Origin of the sequence: Fulvivirga imtechensis AK7 (assembly GCF_000331535.1) — a bacterium.
Classification (GTDB): domain Bacteria; phylum Bacteroidota; class Bacteroidia; order Cytophagales; family Cyclobacteriaceae; genus Fulvivirga; species Fulvivirga imtechensis.
The window spans coordinates 16,991-40,985 of sequence record NZ_AMZN01000044.1 but is presented as its reverse complement, the minus strand read 5'-3'; the positions used below and the strand labels follow the sequence as shown (position 1 = coordinate 40,985).

General features: G+C 44.1%; 15 protein-coding genes. 8 read left to right on the top strand and 7 right to left on the bottom strand.

The window, feature by feature from the left end; all coding sequences use genetic code 11:
• Nucleotides 1-7 precede the first annotated feature (7 nt).
• From C900_RS12675 to C900_RS30385, 4 genes are all read right to left on the bottom strand, one after another.
• Nucleotides 8-1,363, bottom strand: a complete 1,356-nt coding sequence (locus C900_RS12675; protein WP_009580324.1) for an ATP-binding protein — start codon at nt 1,361-1,363, stop codon at nt 8-10.
• Nucleotides 1,364-1,384: 21 nt separating this feature from the next.
• Nucleotides 1,385-7,159 (bottom strand): contractile injection system tape measure protein, encoded by a 5,775-nt coding sequence (locus tag C900_RS12670; RefSeq protein WP_009580323.1) that lies wholly within the window; start codon nt 7,157-7,159, stop codon nt 1,385-1,387.
• 53 nt (nt 7,160-7,212) lie between these two features.
• A complete protein-coding gene (locus tag C900_RS28435; protein ID WP_009580322.1) occupies nt 7,213-7,992 on the bottom strand; it encodes a hypothetical protein in 780 nt (259 codons plus the stop codon).
• Between the two features lie 237 nt (nt 7,993-8,229).
• A complete protein-coding gene (locus C900_RS30385) occupies nt 8,230-9,819 on the bottom strand; it encodes an eCIS core domain-containing protein (protein WP_009580321.1) in 1,590 nt (529 codons plus the stop codon).
• Between the two features lie 561 nt (nt 9,820-10,380).
• Between C900_RS30385 and C900_RS12655 the strand changes: the two genes are divergently transcribed.
• The 3 genes from C900_RS12655 to C900_RS12645 all read left to right on the top strand — a co-directional run bounded on the left by C900_RS12655 (nt 10,381) and on the right by C900_RS12645 (nt 13,036).
• Nucleotides 10,381-10,878: a hypothetical protein gene (locus C900_RS12655; protein ID WP_009580320.1), complete on the top strand. Its 498-nt coding sequence runs from the start codon at nt 10,381-10,383 to the stop codon at nt 10,876-10,878.
• Between the two features lie 178 nt (nt 10,879-11,056).
• Nucleotides 11,057-11,590 carry a tetratricopeptide repeat protein gene (locus C900_RS28430; RefSeq protein ID WP_009580319.1) on the top strand — a complete coding sequence of 178 codons (534 nt, stop codon included), beginning with the start codon at nt 11,057-11,059 and terminating at the stop codon, nt 11,588-11,590.
• A 24-nt stretch (nt 11,591-11,614) separates the two neighbouring features.
• On the top strand, nt 11,615-13,036 hold the full coding sequence (locus C900_RS12645; protein ID WP_009580318.1) for an RtcB family protein: 1,422 nt from the start codon (nt 11,615-11,617) through the stop codon (nt 13,034-13,036).
• Between the two features lie 340 nt (nt 13,037-13,376).
• Here the strand turns inward: C900_RS12645 and C900_RS12640 are convergent, their stop codons facing one another.
• The gene (locus tag C900_RS12640; RefSeq protein WP_009580317.1) at nt 13,377-14,336 is read right to left on the bottom strand and encodes a hypothetical protein; all 960 of its coding nucleotides are present in this window, start codon (nt 14,334-14,336) and stop codon (nt 13,377-13,379) included.
• A 543-nt stretch (nt 14,337-14,879) separates the two neighbouring features.
• On the opposite strand from C900_RS12640, the gene C900_RS12635 reads away from it, so the two are divergent.
• The 5 genes from C900_RS12635 to C900_RS28420 all read left to right on the top strand — a co-directional run bounded on the left by C900_RS12635 (nt 14,880) and on the right by C900_RS28420 (nt 21,745).
• Nucleotides 14,880-15,851, top strand: coding sequence for a helix-turn-helix domain-containing protein (locus C900_RS12635; RefSeq protein WP_009580315.1), 972 nt, complete (start codon nt 14,880-14,882; stop codon nt 15,849-15,851).
• Between the two features lie 532 nt (nt 15,852-16,383).
• Complete coding sequence (locus tag C900_RS28425; RefSeq protein WP_009580313.1) at nt 16,384-18,654, top strand: M43 family zinc metalloprotease; 2,271 nt, start codon at nt 16,384-16,386, stop codon at nt 18,652-18,654.
• Nucleotides 18,655-19,149: 495 nt separating this feature from the next.
• A complete protein-coding gene (locus C900_RS12625) occupies nt 19,150-20,061 on the top strand; it encodes an SDR family oxidoreductase (RefSeq protein WP_009580311.1) in 912 nt (303 codons plus the stop codon).
• A gap of 103 nt (nt 20,062-20,164) precedes the next feature.
• Complete coding sequence (locus tag C900_RS12620) at nt 20,165-20,683, top strand: GNAT family N-acetyltransferase (RefSeq protein ID WP_009580310.1); 519 nt, start codon at nt 20,165-20,167, stop codon at nt 20,681-20,683.
• A 72-nt stretch (nt 20,684-20,755) separates the two neighbouring features.
• Complete coding sequence (locus tag C900_RS28420) at nt 20,756-21,745, top strand: helix-turn-helix transcriptional regulator (RefSeq protein WP_009580309.1); 990 nt, start codon at nt 20,756-20,758, stop codon at nt 21,743-21,745.
• Nucleotides 21,746-21,769: 24 nt separating this feature from the next.
• On the opposite strand, the gene C900_RS30845 is transcribed toward C900_RS28420, so the two are convergent.
• Nucleotides 21,770-22,906, bottom strand: a complete 1,137-nt coding sequence (locus C900_RS30845; RefSeq protein ID WP_009580308.1) for a M23 family metallopeptidase — start codon at nt 22,904-22,906, stop codon at nt 21,770-21,772.
• A gap of 43 nt (nt 22,907-22,949) precedes the next feature.
• Entirely contained in the window at nt 22,950-23,942 is a 993-nt protein-coding gene (locus C900_RS12605) for an NAD-dependent epimerase/dehydratase family protein (RefSeq protein ID WP_009580307.1), read from the bottom strand.
• Nucleotides 23,943-23,995 lie beyond the last annotated feature (53 nt).

Genomic DNA, 23,995 nt, shown 5'->3' with positions numbered 1-23,995 from the left:
GTTTAAACTAAATAGTTACCCCATCTTTATGATATTCCTTATTAATTCCTTTCAGAATATCATCGGTATAGAGTTTGTTACTATTCCTTCTTTTGGCTGCAATGGTGCAATATCGGAGCACGTTAATGATACTTCCTCCTGTAATTTCATGGTCCATCGCTATCTTTTCAAGGTCCACATCTACCAAGTCAAACGTCCCGGAAAAATACTTTTCCCACAACTCCAGCCGCTGCTCCATTCTGGGTTTTGGAAAATAGACCACTGACTGAAATCTTCTTAAAAATGCGCTGTCGATGTTATCCTTAAAATTAGTGGCCAGTATAACAATTCCATCAAAATCCTCAATTCTTTGCAAAAGATAAGCTACCTGCTGATTTACAAACTGGTCATTACTACTTTGCACCTGCGTACGTTTGCCAAAAAGGGCGTCCGCTTCATCAAAAAAGAGTATCCAGTTTTTGTTTTCGGCCAGGTCGAAAACCCCCGCCAGATTTTTTTCTGTTTCGCCGATGTACTTGGACACCACCGAAGAAAGATCGATCTGGTATACGTCCATGTGCGCCTCCTGTGCCAACAAGGATGCTGTCATTGTTTTACCTGTACCGGGAGGGCCGTGAAATAATATTCTGTATCCTCTTTTCAAATGCTTGCTTAGCAGCTTATGTTGCATGATCTCTTCTCCATGCCTGATCCATACTTTAGCCTCTTCGAGATCACTGAGTGTGTATTCGTCAAAAACAGCATCTTCCCAACTGAGTTTGGTAGTTAGCAGACGTGCAGGAAATGAAGAAGTATACTGCGGGCGATAGGCTTTGCCCTGCGCTAAAAGGCTTAAATATTCTTTACTGATAGATAGTACTCCACTAAATACCGGTTCACTGTCTTTAATCCCTGTTAGGCTCAGGATATTTTGCGTATGAAACGGATGCTCATCGGAAAACAGATCCAGTAGCTGAAAACGCTTCTCCAGATCACGACCACATACTATAAAAGACACCGTTTCCCCGGTGGGAATGAATCCACTGTGAGCTTCGCCCGTTACCCCACCAAAAACTGTAAACCCGCGGTCGAAATTGGAATTTTTGGTGAAAAATATATCATAAATAGCCGGTGATACATGCACTGCCAGCGCCATCAGCAGAATGATCCGCTCGGTGGTATTAAAATCATTTTCCAGTATTACCCTTGCATATATCGAGTCATCATCACTAAGGTCGGGGGGTGTTACCTTCTCTATGTCTTCATCCTCGGCCGAGCTGAAATAATTATTGAACCGAAACTCAATGACCGCTTTCAGCCATTCCAGCTCCTTCTTTATCACAGGGATACTGGTTCTCGTTTCACTTTTTAACAGTTCCATCATTATGCAAGATCAAGGTTGACACTATTTTCTCCAATGTACGTTAAGGCTTTTCTCCATCCAAGATAGTTTGATCGTATTAAATGACCAAGGTAAGAAATCCAATAAAATATCTCTGCCGCTGGTTTCCACCTTGAGTTCCCAATTGTGAGGTGTTTCACTCAAATGTCCATCCCTCACCAAAAAACCTTCTCTCAGGGCCTCAATAGACGCACTTTTTAGTTTATCCCAGTTCTGTAGCACGCCTTTTAACAAACTTTCGGATACTTCCTTTTCCCTGGGTGTAAGTTCAATCGAACGTTCGACAGGGTAGGCCAACTCCAGTCCGCATAGCACCTTGTTCAGTACCAATTCATGCTCTGCCGTTTCTGTCTGCCCGGTAACAAGGTATTGCACCAGATGTACGGCCCGGGCAGCGGTTTCCATGTCTTTAAATGCCCTCTTTTCTGTCATCTCGAGCATGTCGAAATACCTGGGAAGAAAGTTGGCTAATATAACAGCTCCCGCATTGTGGATCAGCAATGACTCATCCAGCGGCTCCTGTTTTTCTTCAACCGGAGTCTCCTTTTTTGGCTTTTTAGTATACTTAGCCTCCTCCTGAATGGTTTTTTCGAGCATTCTTAAAAATACTGTTGATACCCCGGCTGCAGGCTTATAGACTTGAAAAACACCTGCCAAATTTTCCTTTAATCCTGGTACATGGCCCTTGGAAGCCCTATCAAAGTACAAGCGCGTTAGCGCTGCCGGGTCAAACTTAACCGACCTGTGCGTTGATATAGATTTCAGTAATACCTGCATGGCCAAAGCCCCAAAGGCTGCTCTACGTACTTGCGGGTAGGTGGAATGCATAAAATCAGCTATACCGAACAACCATTCCTCAATCTCCTGTTCCCTGACGCCATAAAGCAGCGCTGCCATCTTCAGCAGCAATTGGTTGCCGTGACGAAGTATCCGTTCGGTAGCCATAGGCCTCGCCAGCACAGAGAGTAGTACCGATTTTATTTCGGCAGGATTAGAGTCCGCCTCCTGATCAAAGGCCTTCACCAGATCCTTATAATTTTTAAGTTCAGTTTTGAATGGTAAAGATCCATATTCAAGATAGTGCCGGAGTGTACCCCCGAAATCTTCAGCCATTTCCTCACCACCCTCTTCTTTGTGTAATACATCTAAAACCTCGTCTTTTTCAGTTGGTGGAGAGCTATGCCGGATGGCATGGAAAATATCCAGGAGCGGTTTAAACTTATGCTCACCCTTCAGAAGTAAGCTTTCAGTAGCACCAGTTAGGTCACTTAAAAACTCATGCCTATCTAATTTGACTGCACCAGCAATGTGCCGGGATATTTCTGTAACAAAAACAGAAGCGGTGAAGCCTGAGCTCCTGTCGCGTGTATACTGATAAATGTACAAGTAGATATTAGTACCCTCTGCATAGGAAAGTCGTCTATGTTTCCGTGACAGGGATTCCAGCGAACGTGTATACAGCATCACAAATCCTGACATTCCGGGAGCAACAGTATTAATAATTCGATGGAATTCATTGACTGAGGTATTTTTGAAAATAGCTGTCAGATAATAAAGCTCTTTACCGGACTTTCGGATCACTTCCATGAGTTCCGTCATATGTTCATGAAGCAAAAGCTTGTAAAGCCGTTCTGTTTCGGCCTTCACAGAAGCATTCTTTTTGGTGCGCCTGACATGCCACCACGGAATGGCTCCGTGTGAAATGATGTACAACAGGGTATCAATATCAGCCATAACAGATGATTCCTCCTGCTCATCAGGGCCGACATATGCCTCCCTTAGCCTCATATCCTGTACAGCCTTTTGTAAAGGCCTGCTCCTGAAATTTTTCAGATCCTTCTCCAGCAGATTGTAAAGTTCAAAAGACTCTATCGATATCTTTCTTGCTAGTTGGTTAATAAGAAAAAGGGCAAATTCCTCTGAAGATTTGTGTGGATGAGGCCGAGAAAGCTCCGTGACCAAAAGGAGGCTCAGATGTTGTTTTAGCTCCTGCTTTTCCACAGGCAACTTACCTTCTATCTTGATTGTGAGCAGGTCATCAATGATTTGGCGATATGCTCGAAAATGATGATTATCCAATACCTCCAGGGTTGTAGCCAGCATTTTCTCACTTACCAGGTCTATAAAGGCAGCTATTGCGATATCATCATCAACCACGGAGGTAAGGATATCCGCCATTTCCTGAGCCGTCACTGCTTTGTTTAAGAGGCTCTGCAGAGACCGCTTATTTTTGATAGATGCCCAGTCCGGGAAAGAACGCGTTTTTAGATGATACACAATGAGATCGAAAGTTTGAAACTGCCCGCGATATTCCTTTAAAATTCCCCCGATTCCCCACTCCTCATCGTCACCGGCTCCAATCATCGACTGCTTTATCAGGGTTTTCAGGCTCTCACTTTTCAGCATGCCGTACCAGGTCGCCAACTCGTGGTAAAGACTGCTCTTTCCAGCCGCTGTGTGTTGTTTTGCCAGCGCATCGACAAATTCAGCAAATAATGTTATTTCAGACTGGTATGTACCCCACTTTGATAATACCTGAAGCATCAACGTCAACAGGCTATGCTTCAGATCCGATTGTGACGTCCGAAAAAAGTTTGTTTGCTTTTGAAACTCTATCAAGTCATATAATACGGGCTCAACACGCGCAAAAGCCTCCATATACCCCAGGTGAAGTACCCGCTCCAGGTCTGCTATTTTTAACAGCCTGGCAAATGCAGTGATTGCCTCCGGCTGATGGCTGACACGATGAATGATTTTCTTTATCTCCTGAGGATCAGCTTTTATTCCTTCCCGGATAAGTGCACCAATATCCTTTTCATTGTTCACTGCGCTCCACTTAGGAATTTTTCTTTGCAATAAGTACTGTAAGATGGCATCCACAGAGGTATATTTTCCTCTTGCGGAGGCCTCAACCCCTGATTCGCTCCAGCTCACTCCTTTTTGCTGAACATGGAAGCTATACTCCTTCTTCACGACATCTTTCAGCAGTTTACTCTTCAACATTGCAGAATCGCTCCATAGCAAGGCCAGTAACTCCGGGTAAGCTTGCTCATATTTGAGTGCCACCATCCTTAAAAGCTGCCGAATATCATACTCATGGATTCCTGAAGGGGGTGCCAGGCTAAGGACTAGCATCTGCGTTCTCAGAAATATTTCCATTTCCTGAGAAGACGAAACGAATGAATGACGCTGCGCCCAATTCACCAATTCGCTGATGGTTTGTGAAAGCATGATGTGCCTTGCAGGTTCGAAATAAGCGAGTAGCTGATGCCAGGAATCAGTTTTCAATAAACTGATCAACCGCTGGATCGCAACTATATCAAGTTTACCCGAGCCAATCCGGCTCATCAACTGCGGGTCAAAATGCAGGATAGCCTGATCAGCAAGCGCGTTTATTTCACTCGTACTTTTCAGGCTTGCCCAATCAGGCAATACCTCTTTTTCGATGTAAAACAGAAGCAGGTCGGCAGTGTTGTATTTCTCCTGGTACGCAACTTCAATACCTGCTGCCCCCTTCTTCTTAATTTTTGGAAGCGCTGGTTCAAAAACCTCCATTTTTACTGCACCGGCCAACCAGTTAGAGATGCGAGGGTGCCGCCTTTCGAAATCCGGATGCTCCGATTGAAGGACCAGACTTCGGACCAACTCTTTGTAAACTGCTGTTGTGCGGTCCTTCTTCAATTTGGTAAATACCTCCCGGTACAGCATACTCACCAATTGGGTAGCGCTCATAGAAAACCTGCTTCTGGTCAGCGCTTGCAGCAACACCACATAAATGTCCTTTGCCAGGGGATAAAATGCTCCGGGACCAGCCTCCGATCTTAGTTCTTTTTCCAGCAACTTCAGTTCGGCAAGCACACCCGCAATTGAAGATCTTTGAAAGGTGGCAACCTGTAGGGTCAGTTTTTCGAGGTGGTTGTTATCAAGCGAAGGCACCATTTCCAACCAGAAAGTTTCGTGGACCTCCCTGCCCATAAGTACGCCAGGGCCAATTTCACCTGAAGTGATTACCGAATCGAAGAAATGCTGCCATTCATGTGCAGTCTTGAACTGGTTCTTATAAGTCCGGGAGGTAGTGCCTTTTGTAATAAGCTCATGCAAAAGCGCCTTATCGTATTGCCGTTGTTCCTCAGCAGGTTCTACGCTTCTCAATCTCTTAAGAATGTGCTTCCCGAGATAACTATAGCTCTGGTCTTCTCTTATCCAAATGATATCCTCCTCATCCAGTTCAGGCAACGCTTGCACTATAGACAAGGCCAGTAATTCCTGAAACTGTAGTTTGTTCAGTTCCTGCTCATGAGCACCGGCAATAGCCTCAAAAAAGGCAAAATAAATGGCCTTTCTTGCCTTTTCAGGAATATCTTTTGCCATTACCACTGCATCGGAATCGAATATTTCTTCAAGCCAGGTGAGGTAATTTGAATCACCAAACAACAATGGTATAAGCTTCACCAGGTGGTCAATATCAAGTTGGTGAGCCAGTCGGAACCTGACCGGGTATAAATGCCATTTAGTGTTTAAGATCCTGGCCAATAACACCGAATGTGTGTTCAGGAGACCTACCATCATTTCATTCAAATCCAGGCCCTGCGGAAGAAGCCCTTTTTCGAGAAAGCGGATGAGCACGTCCATGGTACTGTTGAAAGTGCCGGTTTTCACATCAGGATGCCTCCTGTCTTCATCGGGCCTTTTTAACTTTTTCGTCAGTTGATCGGCCTCGGTCAACTGGCCCAGCTTCCTTACAACTACCGCTCTATACTTACCCTGATCAACCGGGACCTGTGTTAGCAATCTATTAAAGGCGTCTGCTTTGCCACCGGTATTCCGATATTCATTAAGATACTCCAGCCAGAAAGTCTTGAAAGTTGGCGAAGACAAAAAATCAGTATCCACCTGCAAGTTTTTCAGTTCCTTTTCTATTATTTCAAGCTCCTTCAGGCTCTTCCGAAGTTGCGGCAAGCCATAAAATCCTTTTCTTAGTGACTCCAGGGACAGGGCGTAAGCCATCCGGGTTCTCGAAGATGTTTGATACATTAGTTTAAAAAGCTCCTGAAACAGATCCTTACTTTCAGTTCTATGAAGTCTGTCAACAAATTGGTTCAACCACAAAACAGAGGGCGCCTTCAAGTCTTTCGTCCATGTGCCTTCCACAATATATTGCCTTAGCAGAGCCTTACCGGGCTTAAACCGCGGACTCTGACCCGGGCCAGTGTCAATACCTCCCTGTCCGGTCATTAGCGCATTCACTTTACTGAATACGTCCTTATGCAACTGGTACTGCAGGCGTTTTCTTCCATTACCAGAGGCCCACACAGGCGCCAGTTTGTTGGCAAAACGCTCAGTATCGGTTATCAGCAACTCCTCCACAATTACATTCGGATCAAAATCGGCCTCATTTTGAAGTGAAGGCTCATAGCCTCGTAGAAAATATCGCTTCAGCAGTTCCAGGCGGCCGTGTACGCGCACAGGCTGTTGGCCTACATACCCCTGAAATTCAGGCTTTTCAGAAATTTTTTTAAGCTCAGTTTCCAGTAGTAACACCAACCTGCGTTGGTATTCCTGTTTAAAACCTGTTGCTGGCAGGGATCCGAGGTCAAGACGGATCTTGTCTATCTCTATCAGCCGGTCGTCAGGAAAATATTTATCAAAAACCCTTGATATGATATCGAATATCTCTTCTTTGCTATCCTGTATCTCTTTGTTGATACCGCTGATAGCCGCGTTGTTACCGGCAGAGATAACGATGCGATGTTTGTCGATATGGTGGTTTTGGGGCACGCTTATAATTTATTCCATGTAGGTTAGCTTATTCCATATCGAAATGAATATGGTTATGGCAATGTATTAACGTCTTTCCAATCTACAACTTTATAGTTGATAGCGGCATCCCTTAACAATTGATTGAATATCACTCCTGCTTGTCCTGCACCATTACCACTAGGACCCAATCCAAAAGTACCTCCTCCTTCCGCTTTAGGATTACCATGAACGCCCAGTCTTTCCTTAAAAAGATCATACAAAAAGCCCTCGCCTGGTGTTGAGAACTCTACAATATGTGTTGCAGGTTTATTATTTCCAAAGTATTTCGGGTTCTGAACGTAAGCTCTATTAGGTGCTATCCCTCCATATGAATCTCCATTAAACTGAAAGCTCCCTGTAAAAGCTAAGAATTCGGCTTCTGGCATAGCTCTATACCAATATTTGGCTCCACTCGCCTCATAACCATCCTCCTGGTGAGCGGACGCAGTCATATATATCCATTCATCGTTATGATGTCTATACCTCAATCCATAAATACCTGCTAAAAATGACTTAATAACACCGCTATCGAGGGCATCATTCACCTCCGCTTTTGTATGTTTCAGCCTTTGGATAACATTATTGATCCCGTTACTTCTCATTAGCTGTAAAGAAGAATCATTAACCATTTCCTGAAAGACACCTAAATGCTTTACGTGAGAACTTTGGTCAGCTATCCTTTGATATTTTCTCTGTATAGTTAATTCAGCACTATTCTCCACAACCTGATGACGCTTGCTATTATTTTCTTTTTGATTTACCTGTGCTGAAGGTGTTGTTGTTTTGTTTTGAATTCCGCGTTGTACTTTCATATTGTTAATTAGTGTCTCTAAGATAACGCCAATGTCTGCGTTACGCTCGCCCCAAAAATGCTCACGTACCTCAGTATGCTCCGCTTTTTAACACTTCATCCCGCCCTTTGGCGGGAATGTTTTCTTAAAGACATTTAGAGTTTTATTACAAACACTAATTAAAGAATTCAAGCTTATTCCCCGAAGCCGGAGAGTGTTTAAAGGACCTACTCAGGTTATGGTTAGTATTGGTTTTCTTCATATAAGTGATCCATCATCTTCATCTTCTTCGTGTTCAGCCGGGATATCTGCCAGCAGCGGCAGCGTCATATGAGCTTCTTTTTTCGCAATCCATTGGCGTGTTTCTTCTTCAGCCTCACGCATTCGTTGTATTGCCTTAGTCAATCGTCTGATATTATCTTCATCACCAGGATCAGCATTAGCGTGGATTTGCTCCAGAAGCGCCCTTGCCGCAGGAATCTCCTCCTGAAGCTGTGCAAGGAGCTTCTTCGCTCTCTTAGTTTTGTGCTCCTTACGCGATTTTGAAGACTCAAATGCAGTACGCATAAGCTGGCCAACATCTCTGGCAAAAGCAACATAGGGCACGATCTGAGCAGTACTTTCTACAACTGCTCCCTTGGCCACTTCTTTAGCACCCTTCCCAACATAATGTTTTTTCCTGGCTTCATTAGCTGCATTGGCCGCACTTAAGCCAGTTCCCAAGCCGGGAAGTGCGGCATCAAGTCCGATAAATGTTCCTGACTTCACCATTCCTATCCCACTTGCCGCTGCTTCTTGTCGCCTCGAGCTTCTTACTTTGTCGGCATCGTACACCGATTTTCGTCCCCTCATTTTGAACCTATCAACCTCGGCATCTTCCTCCGCTCCCAGACGAGCAAAACCAGATCGTGATGCGCTACCATGGTATAGCCCTGTGTCAATATCTTCATCTTCAGACTCAGATGCCTCATCTTCCTCTTCATATTCATCATCAACGTCATCTTCCACATATAAGCCCCTTTTTCTTGCTACATGATCAATAAGCTTAAAGTAGAAACTGAAAAACCCAATCTCCGGCTCCTTAGCTATCATTTCTGCACTAAATGCTGCTGACTCCTCAAGAATAGCAGGCCGTAGCTCAGGTTTAATATCCCCTTCTTCCATTTCTCTTTCAATAGCTACGGCTAAACCCCCATTGTCCAGAAGGTCTTTTAACTTATCATTTTTTTGTACCGGATAACTAATTTGATAGCTATTCTGAAGCATTTTGCTACCTAAAGGGGTATCATCACCGGATGAGATCCTTTGCAAAGCCTTACCTCCCATAGCATCCGCCTCCTTTTCCAATCCTTCATTGTCATTCACCTGAACACCATGCATTTGCGTAGTAGGCTTTACTCTCCCCTGCTTCTGCTGTACCACATGCCATGCTTCATGCGGCAAATGCTTCTCCTGGCCGGGAGCGATATGAATGTCTGTGCCCTGAGCATAAGCATGTGCATTGAGTTGAGCCGGCCTGGCAGAATTGTAGTGAACCTTCACATCATCCATGGAATAGCCGGAGAGATTTTCAATTCCACCTTTTAACTCATCAGGAAGTCCGGTATTATTAGCTTTTCTTTGTACTTTATTTTCTCTGGTATCAACCCCCTCAGCCGCAGCTTTGAGTTGTGCCTGTTGCTTCACCAATGCACTACCATTGGCAACTGCCTGCAGTCTTTTCTGCATGCTACCTTCTGCACTTGTATCTTCAAATTGAAAAGCACCCGGGCTATTATGCTGATTAGCAATGGCTGGAGTAATAGATTGCTTTTTATCCTTATGGATACTACTTGGTTGATCGTACATGTTGGTTTTAAAAGGCGAAGTTATATTTCAAATCAGTCGCATAAAGCTTTGACTAAACTTAAACAATTACAAAGAATTTTAATAATAGAAACTCTACAGTGTAACACCCAATAAAAAAATTCCGTATAGTACTTGCATCGAAAAAATAATTTTGCAATTATTGCAATCCTTTTGGAAAAAACATGACAATACACAAACTACATATCGACTTCAAAAACCCAGGCAATTGTACTGCCGGGTGGATATTACGGTTTGGGAACATATAATCTATTAAGAAATTAGATCAACATGAACCCGGCCGTAAAAACGTCCGGGTTTTTTGTTGATAAAATTTTTAAAGAAAATGAATTGTACAAAAAGCCAGATACCGGAACTACACAAAACACGAGATGTCGACTCCTCGATGACGGGAGAGTTGGGCATGTTATATCGGGATCGGACAGCTTTGTACACGAATGAGTGACAATTCATTCATTCAGTGCAGAAAAGCCCGGTCTCAACAAAAAGACCGGGCTTTTTTTATGCCCGAAAGATTGTTTAACCATAAAAATTAAAAAAGTCATGACCACGCAAGCATTGCAACAATATGTTTTGGATGCAGAAAGAGCTTTCGAGCGACAAGAGTGGCTTGAGGGCAAAGAGCTTTTGCACGAAGCGTTGGAGATAGAGCCGGTATACGCACAGGCACACAACCACTTGGGCTGGCTGTATATCTATCACCTTACCGACTACGCGCTGGCAGAGATGCACCTGAATCTGGCGCTGAAATATGCTCCCGGATACCACGCTCCATATATTCACATGGCGCAGTTGCTATTCGATGCAGGCAGGCTGGATGAACTGGAAGCATTACTAAATAAGGCCACGAAAGTGACCGGTGTCCAAAAGTCATTCATCTACAATGACTTTGGCCGTACTCAGGAGGTGCGTGGCAGGTACCGAAAGGCCATTTCTCATTATAAGCTGGCTGCACGGTGGTCATTTGATGAGCGGGAGATCCAGACCATCAAAGACAACATCCGAAGGTGCCGTCAGAAGAGGTGGATGCTCTTTTGGTGAATCCCATGAGGCCGTTTCAAAAGTCTCCTTCTAACGTCATCCTGAACTTGATTCAGGATCCCCTGATTAGATTCTACTCATTTTTAGGGGATTCCAAATCAAGTTTGGAATGACGAACTGACTTTTGAGACAGTCCCATGGAATAAAAGAAAATGGTATTAAAAAATTGAATAAGATAATGGAAGATATACTACTACATTCTGAAGAATATATACTCAAAGTAAAGGAGCACATGGACTATTGTGACTACATCAAGGCCAAAAGGCTCCTGACTGAGTTGCTGGAGGAGCAGCCTGACCATGGCAGAGCTCACCAGATGCTGGGATGGATTTATGCATCTGAACTGAATCAGTATCATGATGCGGAAGTCCACCTGAAAATGGCCATCCAGTTTGACCCCGGCCATGCAGCTACCTATAGTGACTATATGTACCTGCTAAAAATGACGGGAAGGTACAACGAAATGGTAAGCTTTGCCCGCAGAGCTGAAAGATTGAGTGGCGTGAACCTTGTTTATATTTTATACTACAAAGCCGTAGCATACGAAATGCTTTATGATTACGGCAACGCCATCAGTACATACAGGAGAGCCATAACAGCCTCTCTGGATGATGACTGGATCGGTAAGTGTGAGCAGGGCATTGCGCGAATAAATAAAAAGATGACACACCAGGAGGAGTTAAGCTATTTGTCAAACTGCAACATAGCTTGACAGCTCCTGTTAAACAACAATACAATGGCAACGACAAAAATTACAGGCAAAGAGTTGAGGAAGCTGGGCTACCCGGAAGGGAAAGTTATCGGTTTTGCCATGAAGGTTCTCGAGGAGCATTACAAAGGCAAAAGCAAAAAGCACAAGCTGGAGCTTTTGGAAAGGGTAATAAAAAATCCTGAGTTCTACATCAAACATGACCAGTTGGCTCCCGTGGCCAAAAGCCTGATCATAAAAACAGAGCATAATGAGACACTGGAGCTCAATAAGAACCGTCTGGACTATCGCATCTATGGTGAGGAAGGAATAGAGCCGGGCGCTATCAACCAAATGGAAATTGCTATGAAGCTGCCCGTTACCAAAGCAGGAGCTTTGATGCCGGATGCGCATCAGGGCTACGGACTGCCTATTGGGGGAGTGTTGGCAACCGATAATGCTGTTATCCCTTATGCTGTGGGTGTAGATATTGGGTGCAGAATGTGCATGACCCTGTATGACATCAGTCCAGGCTTTTTAGAACAAAACACTGAAAAGCTGAAGAAAATGCTGGTGGACAACACCAGGTTTGGTAATGAGGTGTTTAAACGGCCTATAGATCATGAGGTGCTGGACAGGAGCGACTTCAATGAGATCAATATACTCAAGTCGCTCAAAGACAGGGCTTACAGCCAGATCGGAAGCTCCGGGGGTGGCAACCACTTCGTAGAATTCGGTGTGGGCGAGATCCTGGAAGAGCAGAATGAATGGAATTTACCTGCCGGCAAATACCTGGCGGTACTTTCTCACTCCGGATCGCGCGGGTTGGGGGCTAATATTGCACGGCACTACACCAAACTGGCGATGGATAAATGTCGTTTACCGCGGGAAGCACAGTACCTGGCATGGCTAGACCTGAATACGGAAGATGGTCAGGAGTATTGGCGGACCATGAACCTGGCTGGTGACTATGCTTCTGCTTGTCATCACCAGATCCACGAACGACTGGCCCAAACACTCGGTGAAGCCCCATTGATGATAGTGGAGAACCATCATAATTTTGCGTGGAAAGAGTTGGATGAGGAGGACAATGAGATCATTGTCCACAGGAAGGGGGCTACTCCGGCCGGAAAAGGTGTGCTGGGGATAATTCCCGGATCCATGACCTCTCCGGGGTTTATTGTGAGAGGCAAAGGTAATGCTGAAGCCATTAACTCGGCTTCTCACGGTGCCGGAAGGGTAATGTCCCGCAGAAAGGCCAAAGAAACGCTTTCCAAAAGGGACGTAGCCAAACACCTGAAAAAGGCTGGCATCGAGTTGATCGGTTCCGGACTGGATGAGGCGCCTATGGTTTACAAAGACATCCATCAGGTGATGTCTTACCAGACAGAGCTGGTGGATGTCTTGGGAACTTTTACTCCCAGGATCGTAAGGATGTGCGGTGATAAGCGATTTGCCGAGGTGGATTGAGGTCCGACCAAGTTTACCTAAGAAGGAGCTGTATCAAAGTCAAAAATTTAAAATCAGTCATTCTAACCACGGAGGAAACTGAGGAGCCACGGAGAAATCTCTCCGTGTTTCTCCAATAAACCCTCTTGCAGTTGCAAATCCTCATCTTTGATTTTGATACAACTCCGTTCTTCTCTCAGCTAATTAGTGTCTCTAAGAAAACGCCAATGTCTGCGTTATGCTCGTCCCAAAAATGCTCACGTACCCCAGTACGCTCCGCTTTTTAACACTTCATCCCGCCCTTTGGCGGGAACGTTTTCTTAAAGCCACTTAGAGTTTTCTGACAAACACTAATTAGTGTCTACGGATACCTTGATTTATACCCATTAGCGACAACATTACTTCCCAGTCCGGAGAAGGAAACGCTAAAGTTGCTATGGCTAAAACTTAGTGAGCCAACAGGAGTACACATCCCCAGAGCGTATTGGCACTTGCCATAGCTGCCTGAATTTTTCACAATCCGGCTTTCGCTTCTCGCTTTGCCTAGTGTAATATGTCCCCAATCACTCACGTCAGTGTTAGAAACATAACTGCCACTGTAGTAAATGGTGATCTTGTATCCCATTTCACCGCGGTCAGAGCCCCATAGCCACTTGGCAGTCCACCATTGCTTGTACCAACTGCTATAAGTAGCAGCTTGCCTGTCAGCTTTACCGGTTTTGCTTTGCTCTACATGTCCTTCAGGATCCATCATCACCAGGCCGGTAAGTACATTGTCATACACAATGCCTGATTCCCTGTAAAAGCATTGCGTGGTGAAGGTTTCATTGCCTGACTTCCAGGTAACTTCCAAAACCATGTCCCCGGATTTTATTTCCTGTGCTGCAATATCCTGCACATTGGCACGTGTATCTGTCAGCTTTTTACCTGAGTACAGACTTTTCATCTTACCGATGTGGACGGAGGAAGGCTCCATAATATTTCCATAGGCAGCCACATTGTCTTCATCAGCCACCACCCGATGCGACATGTCAGCGCTCTTATCGTCCGAGATGCTTCCCAGCACCTTCACATCTGTAATTTGAAGCTTGCCTTGCATATGCTTTGCCAGATTGACCCTGGTAAGATCGAGCTGCTCCTGTACTTTATCAGGCAACTGCTGTGAAGTAATAGGGTTCAGTTGGCTTACAAAATCTTCTACTGATTGTTCGTTGAGCGCTGCCGGTGGCTCTACGTTATCCTCCTGGCAACTGAACATCATCAGCGGCAGTGCCACTAACAGATATTTCAACAGATGTGAAAATTTGATTTTTCCTTTCATAATAGTTGGTTTTTAGATTGAAAATAATCGTATGCCGTTTTAAGTCGACACACAAAGACAAATCTACGGAGACAACCAGTGGTTAAAGGGAAGAAATGTTGCAGAGAAGTGCACTTATGATGCAAACACCTGCAAATAGTGTTCAAAAGAGTATACTCATGTTGCAGCGCTATAATGCAAGGCACAAAACCTACCATTAAATCTTACACTTGACCGATAAAGACGTAATCCCTCCGGGATTGGCCTTACTATATAAAGCAAACCAACAAAAAATCAGTGAGTTGACCGCTTTTCTTCAATACGCTTCAGCTTCAGTGAAACCTACAATTGATCCGGTTACACCCGGCAAAAAAGAGTGAATAAGAAAATAGCACTCCAAGGTTACATGGTGTTTAAACATCTATTTAACCTCCCTTTGAAATAAAACTTTAAATTAACTGTACACGTCTGTTGGCAGCCTGCAATCGGTTGGTAGCTATTTCTTTAGCCCGGGGAAACTATTGGCCCAAGTAATTATTTCTTAAAACCGGAAAATGCTATTCTATGCAAGACAGGATTAACAACACCATAAGAATATTGGCCGGCAGGGGCTATCAACTTGCCTCCACAAGACTGGAAAAAAGAAGGGTTAAATGTCTCAACATTATCAACCTCATTATGATCCCCTGGTTACTCTCAGCCGGGGCTGTACGGTTGGCTGCTGGTCAACCCATCCTGTCGCTATTGGATTGGGGGTTGACCTTATTCTATATTGGCACGTACTTTTGGCATGGAATAAACCTGAAACATCCAAGGATACTGGTCATCCTGATGTCTCAACTGGCAGTAGCCGTCCATGTAGCTATGGCGCTGTCTGCTAACTCTTCTCCTCAGCCACACCTGAAAATATCAGTCGTTGTTCTGTCATTTCTAATTCTGATATTCTTTGAAGGAGCGCTGCTGTATCTCCTTTTCTTTTTGAATGCCGCCTTCTTTTATGTCCCCTACCTTCTAACGGATCAGGCAGATACGATATCGATACTTCATGGTACATATCTTTTTTTGGGGCCGTTTTTTGTTGTTAAATCTTTCTTCAGCGATGTCCACCTTTATGAGAAGGAGCTGGCAAACCGGAAAGGTAACGGTCGCTTCCCAAACAGCGAAACCAAAATTGCAACAAAACACCCCATCGGGCATTCACCAAGAGACGAAAAATTCCTGGAAGACCTATCAGAGACCGTTTTTAAAAATATCGACAATAATAAATTCAGCGTTACGCAACTCGCCAGGGAACTTGGCATGAGCAGAAGTCAGCTTTATAGAAAGGTATATGCCCTAACTGGAAAAAGCATTAGCCAGTTTATAAAAACGAAGCGATTGAACTATGCCTATCAGTTGCTGGAAAGCAATGACGGCACCGTATCTGAAATTGCCTATAAATCAGGCTTCAGCAGCCCTAACTATTTCAATAAGTGCTTTAAGAAAAAGTACAAGATTAATCCCGGAGGAGTGAAAACAGCAAATATCTGTCATTGATTGTCCCGTTATCTAAAACCAAAACCCGCCAAAGGCCTGAAAAACCTTTACCTGCTACACAGCAATTTGATAAAAGCATATATAGATACGCTAAAAAAGTATCAATACCACCTCTAAAATAGCCTTATCTTGCTTGTATAATTCAAATTATTTCAACCTAAAACCAAAAGACAGATATGATAACTATTACTATTAACTCCGGTTTACCCTGACAAGGTAAAATTCTCCACCTGATTACCTTCCGGAAGAATGTACTTAGGCATTTATCATGATGCCTGAAAGGCATTAATATGTTCGCTTTTACGTGTACTCAGCAAAATACTGCTGTGGAAATTATCGCCCTTTTCGAAGGGATACACGACATCTATACCTAGTTCAACCCCTACAGTTATCAGCGATTTCTAACATTTTAAACACTTTAGCCATGGAGACACAAGCTATGCAGATAGTCAAATGGATCCAAACCCATAACCCATAGCGTTCTGCTTCTTCCATTTTTCCTATCAAATTATTAATCTTTAAAACAACCTCTATGAAAAAAATAAAGTACTTTTTAGTACTTGCGGCTATACTATTGTCGCAAGTCAGCTATGCACAGATTGATCCCGATGCATTAAAGTGCCGGGCTTCTGAAATGAACAAGCAGATCCTGGAGGCATCTCCGGAAGCCATGCAGGAATACCAGCAACTAGAAAAATTCACAAAAGAATATGTAGAAGCTATAGCCAAAAAACAAAACGAAAATGCGCTGATTAGCAACCCTACATATATTATACCGGTGGTTTTTCATGTATTTGGCACCAATTTCTCGGGCACCACTGTTACGCAAGCCAAGGTCGAACAGGCCCTATTGAAGCTCAACGAAGATTTCCAGGGCCTGAATAGCGATTATAATACTGTCGATAATCAGTTTAGCAGTATCAAGCAGTATTTAAATATAGAGTTCAGACTGGCAAAAATTGACCCTAACGGCAACGCTACTACAGGAGTTAAGTTTTATGGCGCTCTCAATGGTTTTGGTAATGGTGGTGGCTATGATTCACAAATAAAGCAATACGCGTGGGACAACTACAAGTATATGAATGTATACATACAGTCTGACTTGTATAATGACGGAAACACCGGCAACTCGGGAGTGGCGTGGTACCCCAACACCTCCATGTCTAACAATAACACCGCCAGGGTGGTGTACAATGGACGCTACCTTTATGGTAATACAAACGCTGAATTTGCTTCAGTATTAACGCATGAGTTCGGTCATTGGCTTAACCTGATCCATACTTTTGAGGGGGGGTGTACTTCAACCAATGATCAGGTGTCCGACACCCCGGCTGAAAATGCCAGCACTTCCGGGTACGGATGTTCTCCAGCTACCAACTGCTATGGTCAATATATTAATTATGAAAACTATATGGGCTACAATGGTGCATCGGGATGTTACAAAATGTACACACAAGGTCAGGTAAATCGAATGCTGGCAGCGCTACAACACCCAGCCCGCCAACCGCTGTGGCAGGAGTCTAACCTGATTGCTACCGGCACCTCAAACGGAGGCTCTACTTCTGTGGCTGCACCCAGTGGTTTGAGTGCCTCTGCAGCATCCTCTTCACAGATCAACCTGAGTTGGAATGATAACTCCAATAATGAAACCGGCTTTACTATTCAGAGGGCCTCGGGGGGTGGAAGCTACAGCACCATTGCTACTGTGGGAGCCAATACCACATCTTACAGTAATACAGGCCTGAGCGCAAATACCACTTACAGCTACCGTGTGAGAGCATATTCAGGAAGCACAACTTCTTCGTTTTCCAATACCGCTTCGGCTACCACTTCCGGAGGAAGCACTTCTTATTGTTCCGTTACCGGTAACGCTTCTTATGAATACATACAGACTGTGAGCATTGGCAGCTTTTCCAACACTTCTGGGTCAAACTCCGGCTATGGCAATTATACCTCGCAAACAATTAGCCTGACCCCCGGCAGCAGTACAAGCGTGAGCCTGACACCTGGCTTTTCAGGTAGCTCTTACACTGAATACTGGGCCATCTGGATAGATTACAATAAGAATAACACCTTCGAATCATCGGAAATGGTGGTCAGCGGTCTGTCGGGTACAGGCAATGTAAGTGGGAACTTCACCGTAAATTCAAGCGCAACAGGCACCACCAGAATGAGGGTCGTTATGAAATACAACAGCGCTCCCTCATCAGCATGTGGCTCAATTGGGGACGGTGAAGTCGAAGACTATACCGTTAATTTCTCAGGATCCGGAGACCCTACCACGCTGGCAACTCCTACAAACCTGAGATCGGCCGGAACTTATGCTTCAGGGTTTTATGCGGGATGGAATACCGTTTCTGGCGCCACTTCTTATGACGTACAGTTGTGGCTGTCAGGTGCATGGCAAACCTTTGGCACCTCTACCACCTGGTATTTGTGGATACCCAAACAGGGGTCGACCACGACATATTACTTCAGGGTGAGGGCAAAAAACAGTAGCGGAGTTAGTGCATGGAGTGGGTATTACACAGTTACACTTCCTGCAGCAGGACCTTCTCCGGTATCCCCGGAAATCACAAGTTTCAGTTTGTACCCCAACCCTGCAACCAACCATGTGAATTTCAGTATCGGTAGCCTTGAAAGTGACAACTTCTCTATCAATGTATATGATTCGCGCGGAGAGTTAATAGATGTTATAGAGAATAAGACCTATTATGCAACAGATCACTTGAAAAAAGGTGTATATCTTATGCAACTTATAAAACCCAGTAGCACGGAGACCAGCCGCTTGGTCATAGAATAGGTAAAATAGCCTAATTAGCGTCTCTAAGAAAACGCCAATGTCTGCGTTATGCTTGCTTCGCAAGCCTTGACCTTGACGTTTTCTTAAAGCCACTTAGAGTTTTCTAACAAACACTAAGTAATTCTTAAACCTCCTGCCTATGATCTCCGGCAGGAGGTTTTTTGATAGCCATACATCAAAAGCTGGCATTTATTAAAAGCCCTGAAAGACGTACGCATTAGCTCAAAATCCTAACTGGCATGCATTAATGATTGCGCTGGGATTAAAATTATGTGAACAGCACAGTCATGAATGAGAACATGCGCCTGGAAAACTACCACGATGGCATCCTGCTGAACCTGTGGATAACTTTCACCAGACTATTACAACCGAAAAACTCCTTTTCGCGTACTTTAAATTCCCGATTACGTTCCCGGCATGCTTAAAATTATAACTTCCTTTGTCCAGGATCTTTCGTGTCCGGTATTGTAATCTGTTTTCATAATAAAATCTACTATGAGTTCACTTAAAAATAAAGTTGCATTGGTTGCTGGTGGTACCCGTGGTGCGGGCCGTGGAATAGCTGTTGAACTTGGCGCTGCCGGAGCTACTGTCTATGTCACCGGACGTACCACTCGTCAGCAACGCTCGGAATATAACCGCCCGGAAACGATCGAAGAAACTGCTGAACTGGTAACACAGGCGGGCGGCAGAGGCATAGCAGTACAAGTGGATCACCTGGAGGCCGACCAGGTAAAGGCTTTGGTGACAAAAATCGAAAAAGAGCAGGGTCGTCTGGATATCCTCGTAAACGATATATGGGGGTCAGAGCACCTGATGGAGTGGAATGTACCGGTTTGGGAGCATTCGTTGGAGAAAGGGTTTCGAATGCTCAGACTAGCCATAGATACCCATATCATCACCAGCCATCACGCACTTCCCCTGCTGATGCAAAACAAAGGAGGGTTGGTAGTGGAAATGACGGATGGCACCGCAGAATACAATAATTCACACTACCGGTTGTCTATGTTTTATGATCTCGCCAAAACATCTGTTATCAGAATGGCCTGGGGACTTGCTCAGGAACTGCAACCGCATAAATGTACCGCTGTAGCGCTCACTCCGGGATGGATGCGTTCTGAAATGATGCTGGGACACTACAACGTGCAGGAAGAAAACTGGCAGGAAGCCACGAAAACTACTCCGCACTTCGCCATATCGGAAAGTCCCCGATATACAGGTCGTGCCGTTGCTCACCTCGCCAGCGACCCAGAGGTAGCACGTTGGAATGGTCAATCCCTCTCCAGCGGTCAACTGGCCAAACATTATGGTTTCAAAGATATTGATGGGTCACAGCCTGATTGCTGGCCATATCTGGTGGAAGTACAGGAAGCTGGCAAACCTGCAGATGTAACGAGGTATCGGTAATCCTTCGTTCTATGAAACACCAACAAAAGGAAGATTTGGCAAACACCAACAAATCGGGGAAAGTAATGCTGCTGGCTCTTACAACCTTATAATTGAAAATATTATGAATTATCTGATACCTGAAAATATAGAAACAGAACGTCTTTACCTTCGGATACCCAAAGAAGACGACTGGGATGACTTGCATAAGTATTATTCAGATCCTGCATGTACGCAGTATACCAATGGCAAGCCTATGTCTGATACGGAAAGCTGGCGCAAATTGGCATCGTTGGTCGGTCACTGGCAGTTAAGAAAGTATGGCTCTTATGCCCTTGAAGAAAAATCATCAGGTAAAGTAATGGGAGTAGCAGGATTTGAATTCCCGAAAGGCTGGCCTGATCCTGAAATCCAGTGGGGACTGGCCCGGAAGTTTTGGAGAAAAGGATATGCCAGTGAGGCAGTAAGGGCTATAAAGCAGGTGGGATTCAAATTTTTACCCAACATCTCGTTTATCAGTATTATACACCCGGAAAACATCAATTCTATCGCCCTGGCAGAAAAAATAGCTGCCAGCTATGAAAAAACTTTTTTGTTCCGGGATAACACCTGGCATATCTACCGGCATTCGATGATCTCATAAAATTGCTCGTCAAAATTATATTTTATGCAGATTTTACGGTATTTTTATTGATCATCCAGCGATTCAGCTATTATGAAAGCCAGGGTTACGAACATAAATATTGAAGAGTTCCAATTTGAGAGCAGAATACACCGTGAAGCTGTTCCTGTTGATCCCGTTTTCGAAAAAACCGCTGAATTTAATCATCGCTTTGGGCGAGGAAAGATGAGGGATTGTCTGTTTCAAGACATGCATTTCATGGAAATGGACCTTTTTCTTGAACAGGAGACTGAAGTTACTTTTGTGTCGGAACTCCCTGCTCTTGAACTGCAGTTTAATTTGGAAGGGTCCTATTTTCATCCCGACAACAAAGTTAACACCGAGCCTCTTCCAACTCAGCAGGGTACACATAATATCCTGTTCTTTCCTCCTATACAAGACCGCTTCGTTCAATGCATGGGTGCACGAAAAAACAAGGTGCTTGAAATCCATCTGACGCAGAAGTACTTCACGTCATTGCTTGAGAGAAATTTTCCTCAGGCAGCGGATTTTCTAAGAAAGATGGAAAATATGGAATTTGCAGGCATGCATTCTCATCATCTTTCTATCACAGGTCCTATGACGCTGCTCATCAATGATATACTTAACTGCAATAAGACCGGTACATTGAGAAAGTTATACTTTGAAGCCAGAATACTGGAGCTTTTAATGCTACAGTTGGAACAGATCGAAGGACTGGAAAGACCGGTTAATCAGCTATCACGTTATGATGTGGAGCGCCTGCAAGAAGCCAAATGGATCGTGGAGAATAACATGGAACATCCATATTCTATTCCGCAACTCGCTACGAAAGTAGGAATCAATGAGTTTAAGCTAAAAAAAGGCTTTAAGCAGCTATTTAAAAACACTGTCTTTGGTTATATTTTTGATATTCGAATGGAGCAGGCCAGAGAGTTGCTTTTGGAAAGTAATAAGTCCATTACAGAAATTGCAGACATTATTGGCTACAAAAATGCCCATCATTTCTCCACTGCATTCAAAAGGAAATACGGCATGCTGCCCAGTAAAATGAGAACTGGTTGACGTGCACCCCGTCAGCACAAAAGCCTACTCAAAGAGTACTACGGTATTGGGTGCCGGTCGTTCATTGGAAACATTTTGTCCGGAATTAGCTTCCCACTTTTCCTTTCCAAACTTCGTAAAATCCATGTAGTCACCTAAAACTTTGAAATGTTCAAAGACAAAGGGGATTCCTTCTGCTCCGAGGGGAGAATTTCTGTTGGCAACATGAAAATGTAGATGAGGCCCAGTTGACTGTCCTGTGAAACCAAGAGCGCCAATAACATCTCCTTTTTCTACTTTCTGGCCCTGTTTGACTTTTATACTCCCGGGTTTAAGGTGCTCATAAAAGACAAAATTTCCGTTACCAATATCGATGGCAATATAATTTCCCGTCGCCTGCTCAGAGGAATATAGAGGATGCTCTGAAAGCATATTGCTTTCATTAAAATCATCTCTTGCTGATACTACCACCCCATCTGACACTGCCAAAACGTCTGCAGCGTAGCCGAACCAGTTGCTTATTAAATTATCATCGTCACGTGCATATTTACCCTGATGGTCCACCTTAATAAAATCTATAGCAAACCGGCCAGGAATCCTCATCTGACCATCGACTGTATATACGACTCTGCGATGGCCACGCGTCCAGGAGGGTTCATAGATCGCCACCCATGGCCCGTCACGGAGCGGAGCCCCCAGGACCAATTGTGTTTGCTCAGTAAACGTCAGATTACCACCTTGGATCTTGTGGTATGTTATGTGCTCATTGACCACCGATTCAAATTCGACTTGATGTACCAACTGCTTGTTAAAGCTAACTGGTAAGATCAATTCTACATACACAACAGCCGCCATACCGGGTGGGAGCATTCTATTTTGGTCATTGCCGGTTACTCCAGTCCGGCTCATCCTGTTCGTTAGCTCCTCCTCATTAAACAAAAAAATAGTAGCCCAATTAACTGGTTCAATCACCTCGATTGCTTTCAAAACCACTGAATCCTTTCCGAAATTTGTCAGGAGTAGTTCGTAATAAATAGTTGGCAAACCCTTTATCACTACAGGTTTGGGCTCATGTGCAATACGGATATCCAGATATTCCTGGCTAAATACTGTACAACTCATAAATATCAGCACCGTGGTCAACATTGTTCTATGGTGATATCCAACGTAGTTGTTTTTCATCTCATTGATCATCTGTTAGGAAAAAAGATCGAGTATATTATGGTTAATGGCCTGAAACTGGATAGGGGCCATTTTGGAATTTTTGCTCATGATACCCTTTGATGTCTATACTCAAAGATAAGTTGCTCCGAAAATCTTTCCCTTCCCTCAGGCAGTTCAGTATATTTTTAAAGTCATACTTAGGCCGCCAGCCCAATTCATTTCTTGCCTTTTCATTTACATACACTCTGCCTATTTTAGGAAATAACCACCAGCCTGCTTTTTTAAAAATCTCTTCTGCTTCCGGATATATTCCTTTTACAACTGCAATTGCATCACGATTCAGACCGACCAGCATGTCCTTTGTAAAAGGCGATGTTGCGCTGATAATATACTTACTAAAGCCAATTGCTGCGGCCTTCTCAATGGCTAGCAAGTGAGCTTTGGCTGCATCTTCTATATCAACTCTCCGGTGCAGGTATTCATTTGCTTTGATGTTTAGGTCTGCGTAGGCTAATCTTACCTCCTGGTTGTCATCTTCTTCAGGAAAAAAGCGAGAAGTTTTTAGAATAATACACGGAAGGTTATGGTTGCGAAAGAACATCTGGCATAAGTCCTCTGCTGCGCTTTTGGTAACACCGTATATATTTTTGGGAATGGACCTGGTTTCTTCAGTTACCCAAATGGCGGGCTCACCGGCTTTCGGGGTGAGCATATCGCCAAAAGTACTGGTAGTACTTGTATATATGAAAGCTTTTACATTATTCCGTCTGGCTTCTTCAAGTAAGTTCAAAGTGCCCGTAATATTTACATCTACAAAGTCTTGATTTGAATGAGTTGCTACATGCGGCTTGTGCAAGGTTGCCGTATGAAGGATATAGTCCACACCCTCAGCTATTACCTCACCAACAAATGTGCGATCAGTAATTGATCCGACATGTGTGGTAAATTCGGAGGGCTTAATGTCAACCCCAACAAATGATTTATCAGCATCCTTTAACACTTTAATTATAGCCTCACCAAGATGTCCGCTGCTTCCGGTTACAAGTATTTTCATGTTTGCATGTTGTGGTTGGTCTTTTGTTTTTACGAAGTGATGATGTTTTTTGT

What these genes read in the sequence shown, in the direction of transcription:
- C900_RS12675 (WP_009580324.1), bottom strand. Translation starts at nt 1,363, where the DNA reads ATGATGGAACTGTTAAAAAGTGAAACGAGAACCAGTATCCCTGTGATA.
- C900_RS28435 (WP_009580322.1), bottom strand. Translation starts at nt 7,992, where the DNA reads ATGAAAGTACAACGCGGAATTCAAAACAAAACAACAACACCTTCAGCA.
- C900_RS30385 (WP_009580321.1), bottom strand. Translation starts at nt 9,819, where the DNA reads ATGTACGATCAACCAAGTAGTATCCATAAGGATAAAAAGCAATCTATT.
- C900_RS12655 (WP_009580320.1), top strand. Translation starts at nt 10,381, where the DNA reads ATGACCACGCAAGCATTGCAACAATATGTTTTGGATGCAGAAAGAGCT.
- C900_RS28430 (WP_009580319.1), top strand. Translation starts at nt 11,057, where the DNA reads ATGGAAGATATACTACTACATTCTGAAGAATATATACTCAAAGTAAAG.
- C900_RS12645 (WP_009580318.1), top strand. Translation starts at nt 11,615, where the DNA reads ATGGCAACGACAAAAATTACAGGCAAAGAGTTGAGGAAGCTGGGCTAC.
- C900_RS12640 (WP_009580317.1), bottom strand. Translation starts at nt 14,336, where the DNA reads ATGAAAGGAAAAATCAAATTTTCACATCTGTTGAAATATCTGTTAGTG.
- C900_RS12635 (WP_009580315.1), top strand. Translation starts at nt 14,880, where the DNA reads ATGCAAGACAGGATTAACAACACCATAAGAATATTGGCCGGCAGGGGC.
- C900_RS28425 (WP_009580313.1), top strand. Translation starts at nt 16,384, where the DNA reads ATGAAAAAAATAAAGTACTTTTTAGTACTTGCGGCTATACTATTGTCG.
- C900_RS12625 (WP_009580311.1), top strand. Translation starts at nt 19,150, where the DNA reads ATGAGTTCACTTAAAAATAAAGTTGCATTGGTTGCTGGTGGTACCCGT.
- C900_RS12620 (WP_009580310.1), top strand. Translation starts at nt 20,165, where the DNA reads ATGAATTATCTGATACCTGAAAATATAGAAACAGAACGTCTTTACCTT.
- C900_RS28420 (WP_009580309.1), top strand. Translation starts at nt 20,756, where the DNA reads ATGAAAGCCAGGGTTACGAACATAAATATTGAAGAGTTCCAATTTGAG.
- C900_RS30845 (WP_009580308.1), bottom strand. Translation starts at nt 22,906, where the DNA reads ATGAAAAACAACTACGTTGGATATCACCATAGAACAATGTTGACCACG.
- C900_RS12605 (WP_009580307.1), bottom strand. Translation starts at nt 23,942, where the DNA reads ATGAAAATACTTGTAACCGGAAGCAGCGGACATCTTGGTGAGGCTATA.